Raw genomic sequence first — 8255 nt, forward strand, 5'->3', positions numbered from 1 at the left:
AGTGCCAGAGCTGGTCGTACAACTCACCAGGGTGGGCTTCCTCGTGCTGCTCTGGCTCTTCGTGTTCGCCGCGCTCAGAGTCGTCCGCTCGGACCTCTACGCGGCGTCGGGCATGCGCGTCCAGGTACCGACCTTCGGGCGCAAGAAAGAGAAGAAGCCGCGCAACAGCAAGTCCCCGCAGCAGCTGCTCGTGACCCACGGCGCGCTGGCGGGGACGCGCATCGCGCTGGACGGCCGGCCGATCCTGATCGGCCGGGCCGACGACTCCACGTTGGTGCTCGACGACGACTACGCGTCGACCCGGCACGCGCGGATCGCCCAGCGCGGTGAGGACTGGTACGTGGAAGATCTGGGCTCGACGAACGGGACGTACCTGGACCGGGCTAAGGTCACTGCACCCCTCCGGGTCCCGCTCGGAGTCCCCATCCGGATCGGCAAGACGGTGATCGAGCTTCGCCCATGACTCTCGTCCTCCGCTACGCAGCCCGCAGCGACCGGGGCCTGGTGCGTTCGAGCAACCAGGACTCCGTGTACGCCGGCCCTCGCCTGCTCGCGCTCGCCGACGGTATGGGTGGCCACGCGGCGGGTGAGGTGGCCAGCAAGGTCGTCATCGCCTCGCTCGCCCCGCTCGACGACGACGAGCCGGGCGACGACCTCCTCGCGCAACTCCGGGAGGCCGTGGCGAACGGCAACGCCGCCATCGCCGAACTCGTCTCGCAAGACCCCGACCTCGACGGCATGGGCACCACGCTCACCGCCGTCCTGTTCGCCGGCAACCGGCTCGGCCTGGTGCACGTCGGCGACTCGCGCGCGTACCTGCTGCGCGGCGGCCAGTTCGCGCAGATCACCCGCGACGACAGCTTCGTCAACGAGCTGCTCGAGCAGGGCCGGATCACGCCCGAAGAGGCGGCGGTGCACCCGCAGCGGTCGCTGCTGCTGAAGGCGCTGACCGGCCACGAAGTCGAGCCGAGCCTGACCGTGCGCGAAGCCCGCTCCGGCGACCGCTACCTGATCTGCTCCGACGGCCTGTCCGGCATGGTCAGCGACGAGACGCTGGCCGAGGCCGTGCAGATCCCGGACCCGCAGCAGTGCGCGGACCGGATGATCGAGCTGGCGCTCAAGGGCGGCGGCACCGACAACGTCACGGTGATCATCGCCGACGTCGTCGACGTCGACTTCGGCGAGGACGCGCCCATCGTGGGCGGCGCCGCCGGGGACGGCAGCGACGAACGGCACCAGGGCGACTCGCCCGCGGCCCGCGCGCGGGCGCTGACCCAGCCGCCGCCGCAGCCGCGTCCGGAGCTGCCGCAGCCGAGCGTGGACCCGAAGGCCAAGCGCCGGAAGCGGTTCCGCTGGCTCGCCGGCGCGCTGGTGGTGCTCGTCGTGCTCGCCGCGGCCGCCATCGCCACCCGGTACTTCGTCCTGAGTCAGTACTATGTCGGCGAAGGTGCGGACCAGGAAGTCGTGATCTACCGCGGTGTTCCCGGCAGCATCCTCGGCATCGACCTGCACACCTACGAGCAGGGCTCGTGCCCGCCCAACCAGGTGTGCACGGACAAGCTGCGCGTCGACCAGCTCCAGGAAGACGCGCGGCTGGCGGTGCAGAACGGCGTCAAGAAGGACAGCCTGGACGACGCCCGGAAGTACATCGACGACTTCCTGCAGCTGCACAAGCGCCTGAACAACTGCGCGCCGGCGGGCGGCCAGCCGTCCTCGACGCCGACCCCCACGGTCACGCCGACGTCCACGCCGTCGGCTCCGGCCGGCTCCACTGCTCCGTCGTCGGCGAACCAGCCAGCGGGGAGGGACTGCTCGACGCCGAGTTCGACGGCACCGACGACGGGAGGCGGTAACTGATGAGCCAGCCCGTCGCGCGCACCGCCGAACCGCTCGCCGCGCAGTTCCAGACGAACCCGCCACGAGACGTCCCGACCCGCCGCAACACCGAACTGGTGCTGCTGGGGTTCGCCGCGTTCATCGTCACCATCGCCTTGGTGCTGGTCGAAGCGAACCAGGAGCAGGAGCTCACCTGGTCGATCGTCTGGCTCGGCCTGGCCTACCTCGCGATCTTCGCCGCGGCGCACCTGGCCGTGCGCCGGTGGGCGCCGTACGCGGACCCGGTGCTGCTCCCCTGCGTCGCGCTGCTGAACGGCATCGGGCTGGTGATGATCCACCGGATCGACCTGGCCCTGGCCGAAAAGGCCGTGCAGAACGGGAAGGACTACACCCCCGCCGTCACGGCGCAGGTGCTGTTCACCGTCATCTCGCTGGGCTTCTTCGTCGCCGTGCTGGTCGTGGTGAACGACCACCGCACGCTGACCCGCTACGGCTACACCGCGGGCCTGGTCGGGATCGTCGCGCTGGCGCTGCCCGCGCTGCTGCCGTCGAGCCTGTCCGAGGTCAACGGCGCCAAGGTGTGGCTGAAGCTGCCGGGCTTCTCGATCCAGCCGGGCGAGTTCGCGAAGATCCTGCTGATGGTCTTCTTCGCGTCGTTCCTGGTGTCGAAGCGCGACCTGTTCATGGTGGCGGGCAAGAAGTTCCTCGGCGTCGAGCTGCCGCGGGCGCGTGACCTGGGCCCGATCCTCATCGCCGCGGTCGCCTGCATCGGCATCCTGGTGTTCGAGAAGGACCTCGGCACGTCGCTGCTGTTCTTCAGCGTCATCCTGATGATGCTGTACGTGGCGACCGAGCGGATCATCTGGGTCGTCCTGGGCTTGAGCTTCTTCGTCGGCGGCTGCCTGATCGCGTACAACCTCTTCACGCACGTCCAGCAGCGCGTGGCCAACTGGCTCGACCCGCTGGCCACGTACGACAAGCTCGGCGGCGGGTACCAGATCGCGCAGGGCCTGTTCGGGCTCGGGACCGGCGGGATCGGCGGCACCGGGCTCGGCGCCGGCCGCCCGGACATGGTCCCGGAGGCCAACACCGACTTCATCACCGCGGCGATCGGCGAGGAGCTCGGCTTCATCGGCCTGGCCGCCGTGCTGATGCTGTACTTGCTCGTCGCGATGCGCGGCATGCGCAGCGCGCTCGCCGTGCGCGACACGTTCGGCAAGCTGCTCGGCGGCGGGCTGGCGTTCACCATGGTCATGCAGATCTTCGTCGTCGTCGGCGGGGTCACGAAGCTCATCCCGGAGACCGGTATCACCGCCCCGTTCCTGTCCAAGGGTGGTTCGTCGCTGCTGGCGAACTACATCCTGGTCGCCCTGCTGCTCCGGGTCTCCGACGCGGCCCGGCGGCCCACCGCCCGGCCGAAGCCGCAGCCCCAGCAGCAGGCGCCGATCGCCGAAGCGCACACCGTGCTCGTCCAGCGTCCGCCGGCGGACGGGGGCCAGCAGGCATGAACACCCCGCTGCGCAAGGTCGGCATGGCGATGCTCGTCATGGTCGTCCTGCTGCTCGCCAACGCGACCTACATCCAGGTCGTGAAGGCCGACGACTACCGCACCGACTCCCGCAACGCGCGCGTCCTCTACGACGAGTTCGCCCGCCGGCGCGGCCAGATCGTGTCGCAGGCGAACGGTGAGGTCCTGGCGAAGGTCGACCCGTCGAACGACAAGTACAAGTACACGCGGTCGTACGTCGACGGCCCGATGTACGCGCCGGTCACCGGCTACTACTCGATCAACTACGGCTCCGGCGGCCTCGAGCGCTCCGAGGACGACGTCCTGAACGGCTCGGACCCGCGCCTGTTCGTGCGCCGGCTGTCGGACATGGTCACCGGCCGCGACCCGAGCGGCGGCAACGTCCGGCTGACCATCGACCCGGCCGTCCAGAAGGCGACGTACGACCTGATGACGCAGCGCGGCTACACCGGCGCCGTCGTCGCGATGGAGCCGAAGACCGGCCGGATCCTGGCGATGGTCTCGACGCCGTCGTACGACCCGAACAAGCTGGCGTCGCACACGTCGAAGGCGCAGACCGACGCGTGGAACTCCTACGTCAAGGACCCGAAGAACCCGATGCTGAACCGGGCGATCTCGGAGACCTACCCGCCGGGGTCGACGTTCAAGCTGGTCACCGCGTCGGCCGTGCTCGAGGACGGCAAGGGCCCGGACACCCCGGTCAACCCCGCGCCGAACACGAAGCTCCCCGGCACCAACGTGACGCTGGAGAACTACGCCGGCGAGGGCTGCCCGGGGACGACGTTCAAGGACGCGCTCGCGCACTCCTGCAACGTCCCGTTCGCGGAGTTCGCCGGCCAGCTGGGCGCGGACAAGCTGAAGAAGACGGCGGCGAACTTCGGCATCGGGCAGACCGACCTGACCGTGCCGATGAAGGTCGCGCCGTCCACGGTCGGCCCGCTCGACTCGCAGGGCGCGCTCTACCAGAGCGGCATCGGCCAGCGCGACGTCCGGCTGACCCCGCTGCAGGACTGCCTGCTCGCGGCCACCGTGGCCAACGGCGGGATGGCGATGAAGCCGCAGCTGGTGCAGTCGGTACTGGCGCCGGACCTGTCGACCATCGAGGACTACAGTCCCACCGAGCTCACCGGCACGGCGGCACTCTCGTCGTCGAACGCCGCGATCCTCAAGGACATGATGATCGCTTCCGAGGGCTTCACCAAGGGTGGCGGCAAGCGCGCGGACATCCAGATCGCGTCGAAGACCGGCACCGCCGAGCACGGCACGGACTCCAAGAACACCGCCCCGCACGCCTGGTACACCGCCTTCGCGCCGGCGAACGACCCGCAGATCGCGGTCGCCGTCATCGTCGAAGACGGCGGCAACCGCGGGCTCGCGGCCACCGGCGGCACGGTCGCCGCGGAGATCGGCCGCGCCGCGATCAACGCCAAGCTCGGGGGTGGATAGCGGATGCTGTCCTCGGGCCAGCTGCTGGCCGAGAGGTACAAGCTGACGAGCCGGATCGCCGTCGGCGGGATGGGCGAGGTCTGGCAGGCCAGCGACACCCGGCTGGACCGGACCGTGGCTGTCAAGATCCTCAAGGCCGAACTCTCCGGTGACGCCGAGTTCCTCCACCGCTTCCGCACCGAAGCGCGGATGACGGCGTCCCTGAACCACCCCGGCATCGCCGCGGTGCACGACTACGGCGAGACCATCTTCGACGGTGACCTCTCCATCGCGTACCTGGTGATGGAGCTCGTCGACGGCGACCCGCTGGCCGGGTTGCTGGCCAAGCACGGGCGGCTGTCGGCGGAGTTCACGCTCGACATGCTGGAGCAGGCGGGCAACGCGCTGCAGGCCGCGCACGAGCAGGGCCTGGTCCACCGCGACGTCAAGCCGGGCAACATCCTGGTGACCTCGGCCGGGCAGGTGAAGATCACCGACTTCGGCGTCGCCAAGGCGGCCGACGCCGCGCCGGTCACCCGGTCCGGCATGGTCATGGGCACCGCGCACTACATCGCGCCGGAGCAGGCGCTCGGGCACCCGGCCGAGCCGGCGTCCGACGTCTACTCGCTCGCGGTGTGCGGCTACGAATGCCTCGCCGGGCACCGGCCGTTCCTGTCGGAAAACGCCGTGACGGTCGCGATGATGCACATCCGCGACATCGCGCCGCCGCTGCCGCCGGACGTCCCGCCCGCCGCGCGCGCGGTGATCGAGGCAACGCTGGTGAAGGACCCGCGCCAGCGCTACAACAGCGGCGGCGAGTTCGCGGCCGCCGTCGCCGCGGTCCGCGCCGGGCTGCCGCTGCCGACGCCGCGCGGGCTGGTCAACGCCACGTACGCGACGGGCCAGCAGCCGGCGGTGCAGCAGCCGCAACCGCAGCAGCAACAGCCGGTGCCGCCGCAGCCGGTCCCGCCGCAGCAGCAGCACATGCCGGTGGGCCCGCAGTCCCCGACGGGCAACCCGATGGTCGCCATCGGGCCGCCGTCGCGGCCGGTCCTGCGGCCGGCCATGGTGCCGGTGACCCGGAAGAAGTCCCAGTGGGGCTGGTGGGCGCTCCTCGCGGCCATCCTGCTCGTTGTCCTGGTGGCGGCCATCGTCCTCGTGGCGAAGATGATCGGCAGCTCGGGCTCGCCACCGCACACCGGCCAGACGCAGAGCCAGGTGGTCCCGGGCAGACAGCCGCCCGCGGAGGAACCGCCCGCTTCGAGCGCCTACCCGGCGGACACTCCCGGAACGACCGACGATGGCCAGCAAGGCATCATGACCGCACCTTGGACGGAATGGAACGGCATCCAGAGATGAGCACACCCAGACTGCTCTCCAACCGGTACGAGCTGGGCGAAACGCTCGGCTACGGAGGCATGTCCGAGGTCCATCACGGCCACGACGTGCGCCTCGGCCGGGAAGTCGCGATCAAGATCCTCCGTGCCGACCTCGCCAGGGACCCGCAGTTCCAGGAGCGCTTCCGCCGGGAAGCGCAGAACGCCGCCGCGCTGAACCACCCGGCGATCGTCGCGGTCTACGACACCGGTGAGGCCAACACCGAGTTCGGCCCGCTGCCGTACATCGTCATGGAGTACGTCGAAGGCCGGACGCTTCGCGACATCGTGAAGACCGAAGGCCCGATGTCGCAGAAGCGGGCGATGGAGGTCATGGCCGACGTCTGCGCGGCGCTCGACTTCTCCCACCGCCACGGCATCGTGCACCGCGACGTCAAGCCGGCCAACGTGATGATCACGAAGAACGGCGCGGTCAAGGTGATGGACTTCGGCATCGCGCGCGCGATGCACGACGGCCAGTCCGCCATGACCCAGACCGCCGCGGTGATCGGCACGGCGCAGTACCTGTCGCCGGAGCAGGCCCGCGGCGAGTCGGTCGACGCCCGGTCCGACGTCTACGCCGCCGGCTGCGTGCTGTACGAGCTGATCACCGGCGAGCCGCCGTTCACCGGGGACTCCCCGGTCGCGGTGGCCTACCAGCACGTCCGGGAAGACCCGAACCCGCCGTCGTCGGTGAACCCGGCGGTGGCCCCGGAGCTGGACGCCGTCGTGCTGAAGGCGCTGGCCAAGGGCCCGGCGAACCGCTACCAGTCGGCGGCGGAGATGCGCTCGGACCTGGTGCGCACGCTCTCGGGCCAGCGCCCGGCGGCGCCGATGGTGATGTCCGAGGACGAGCGCACGCAGGTGATGAACGCCGACCGGCGGCAGCCGCAGCGCTACGAGGAGTACGACGCCGCGGACGACGAGGACCCGAAGGCCAAGCGCCGCCGCCGGACGCTGCTGGCCGCGCTGGCCGCAGTCTTCGTGCTCGGCGCGGTGCTGCTGATCATGTGGCTGTCGGGCTCGTTCAAGAGCCAGTCGGAGACGGTCGCCATCCCCGACGTCCTGCACCAGTCCGTCCCGCAGGCGCAGGAACAGCTGCGCTCCAAGGGGTTCCAGTCGATCGAGACGAAGGACGTCACCTGCGGCGGGGTCGCACCGACCGACGGCGGTCCGACGTGCACGCAGGACGACATCAACAAGGTCGTCAAGATCGACCCGAACGTCGGCACCCCGGTCGCCACGGACGCGAAGATCACGCTGTACAAGGGGGTCCCGCCGGGCAAGGCCACCGTGCCGGACCTGAAGGGCAAGACGCGTGACCAGGCCGACAAGTTGCTGACCGACGCGAAGCTGACCCTCGACCCGAACACCGACGAGGTCGAGGTGGACGACCAGAGCCAGGCCGGCCTGGTGCAGTCGCAGACCCCCACCGCATTGACCCAGGTCGACCAGGGCACGGCCGTGAAGATCACCGTGGCCAAGTCCAAGACGCTCAAGCAGGTCACCAACTTCACCGGCAAGCCGTACTCGACGGCCGACCAGCAGTTGCGGGCCGCCGGCTTCAAGACGAAGCGGGTCGACCAGCCTTCGGACACGGTGCCGAAGGACACGGTCATCACCCAGGACCCGAACGGTGGTTCGGTGCCGGTCGGCGAGACGATCACCCTGACGGTCTCGACCGGCCCCCAGCAGGACAACTCGAAGATCGAGATGCCGACCCTGATCGGCATGACGGTCGACGACGCCCAGGCGAAGCTGGAGAGCATGGGCTGGACCCAGCAGCTCCGGCAGCAGTCCGACCGGACCAGCACCAAGCCCGAAGGCACGATCACCAAGCAGAGCGTGCCGCCGGGAACGCAGATCGACAAGGACACGAACATCACGGTGGCCGTCTCGAACGGTCCGTTGTTCCCGACGGGCACGACGACAACCCCCGGCGGAGGCTGATCAAGTCCACGCGGAAGGGGGCCCCCCCGGGGCGGGGGGGGCGGGCCCCGGTGTTGGGGTTTTGTGGTGTAACCCCGCCCGGGCCCGCCCCCCGGTAGGGGGACACCCGCGGGGGGCGACGGGCGCGGGGTTACAAGCCC

The 8255-nt window shown here is 70.2% G+C and carries 6 protein-coding genes; all 6 read left to right on the forward strand.

The window, feature by feature from the left end; genetic code table 11:
- The first annotated feature begins 1 nt into the window (after position 1).
- Genes ACIRSS_RS33460 through pknB form a run of 6 tightly spaced genes read left to right on the forward strand, consistent with a single transcriptional unit; the run spans position 2 to position 8115 of the window.
- Positions 2-463, forward strand: coding sequence for an FHA domain-containing protein (locus ACIRSS_RS33460; RefSeq protein ID WP_003079002.1), 462 nt, complete (start codon positions 2-4; stop codon positions 461-463).
- Positions 460-1857 carry a PP2C family protein-serine/threonine phosphatase gene (locus ACIRSS_RS33465; RefSeq protein ID WP_400901821.1) on the forward strand — a complete coding sequence of 466 codons (1398 nt, stop codon included), beginning with the start codon at positions 460-462 and terminating at the stop codon, positions 1855-1857. The genes ACIRSS_RS33460 and ACIRSS_RS33465 overlap by 4 nt, the downstream gene beginning before the upstream one ends.
- Positions 1857-3344, forward strand: coding sequence for an FtsW/RodA/SpoVE family cell cycle protein (locus ACIRSS_RS33470; RefSeq protein WP_400901823.1), 1488 nt, complete (start codon positions 1857-1859; stop codon positions 3342-3344). The genes ACIRSS_RS33465 and ACIRSS_RS33470 overlap by 1 nt, the downstream gene beginning before the upstream one ends.
- Complete coding sequence (locus ACIRSS_RS33475; protein WP_400901825.1) at positions 3341-4810, forward strand: peptidoglycan D,D-transpeptidase FtsI family protein; 1470 nt, start codon at positions 3341-3343, stop codon at positions 4808-4810. Before ACIRSS_RS33470 ends, ACIRSS_RS33475 begins: the two co-directional genes overlap by 4 nt.
- A gap of 3 nt (positions 4811-4813) precedes the next feature.
- Positions 4814-6148: a serine/threonine-protein kinase gene (locus ACIRSS_RS33480; RefSeq protein ID WP_400901827.1), complete on the forward strand. Its 1335-nt coding sequence runs from the start codon at positions 4814-4816 to the stop codon at positions 6146-6148.
- Positions 6145-8115: a Stk1 family PASTA domain-containing Ser/Thr kinase gene (gene pknB / locus ACIRSS_RS33485; RefSeq protein WP_400901829.1), complete on the forward strand. Its 1971-nt coding sequence runs from the start codon at positions 6145-6147 to the stop codon at positions 8113-8115. The genes ACIRSS_RS33480 and pknB overlap by 4 nt, the downstream gene beginning before the upstream one ends.
- Positions 8116-8255: the final 140 nt, after the last annotated feature.

Origin of the sequence: Amycolatopsis sp. NPDC101161 (assembly GCF_044768185.1) — a bacterium.
In the GTDB taxonomy this organism is placed as follows: domain Bacteria; phylum Actinomycetota; class Actinomycetes; order Mycobacteriales; family Pseudonocardiaceae; genus Amycolatopsis.

Coding starts and splice junctions, on each gene's coding strand:
- ACIRSS_RS33465 (WP_400901821.1), top strand. CDS start 460: ATGACTCTCGTCCTCCGCTACGCAGCCCGCAGCGACCGGGGCCTGGTG.
- ACIRSS_RS33470 (WP_400901823.1), top strand. CDS start 1,857: ATGAGCCAGCCCGTCGCGCGCACCGCCGAACCGCTCGCCGCGCAGTTC.
- ACIRSS_RS33475 (WP_400901825.1), top strand. CDS start 3,341: ATGAACACCCCGCTGCGCAAGGTCGGCATGGCGATGCTCGTCATGGTC.
- ACIRSS_RS33480 (WP_400901827.1), top strand. CDS start 4,814: ATGCTGTCCTCGGGCCAGCTGCTGGCCGAGAGGTACAAGCTGACGAGC.
- pknB (WP_400901829.1), top strand. CDS start 6,145: ATGAGCACACCCAGACTGCTCTCCAACCGGTACGAGCTGGGCGAAACG.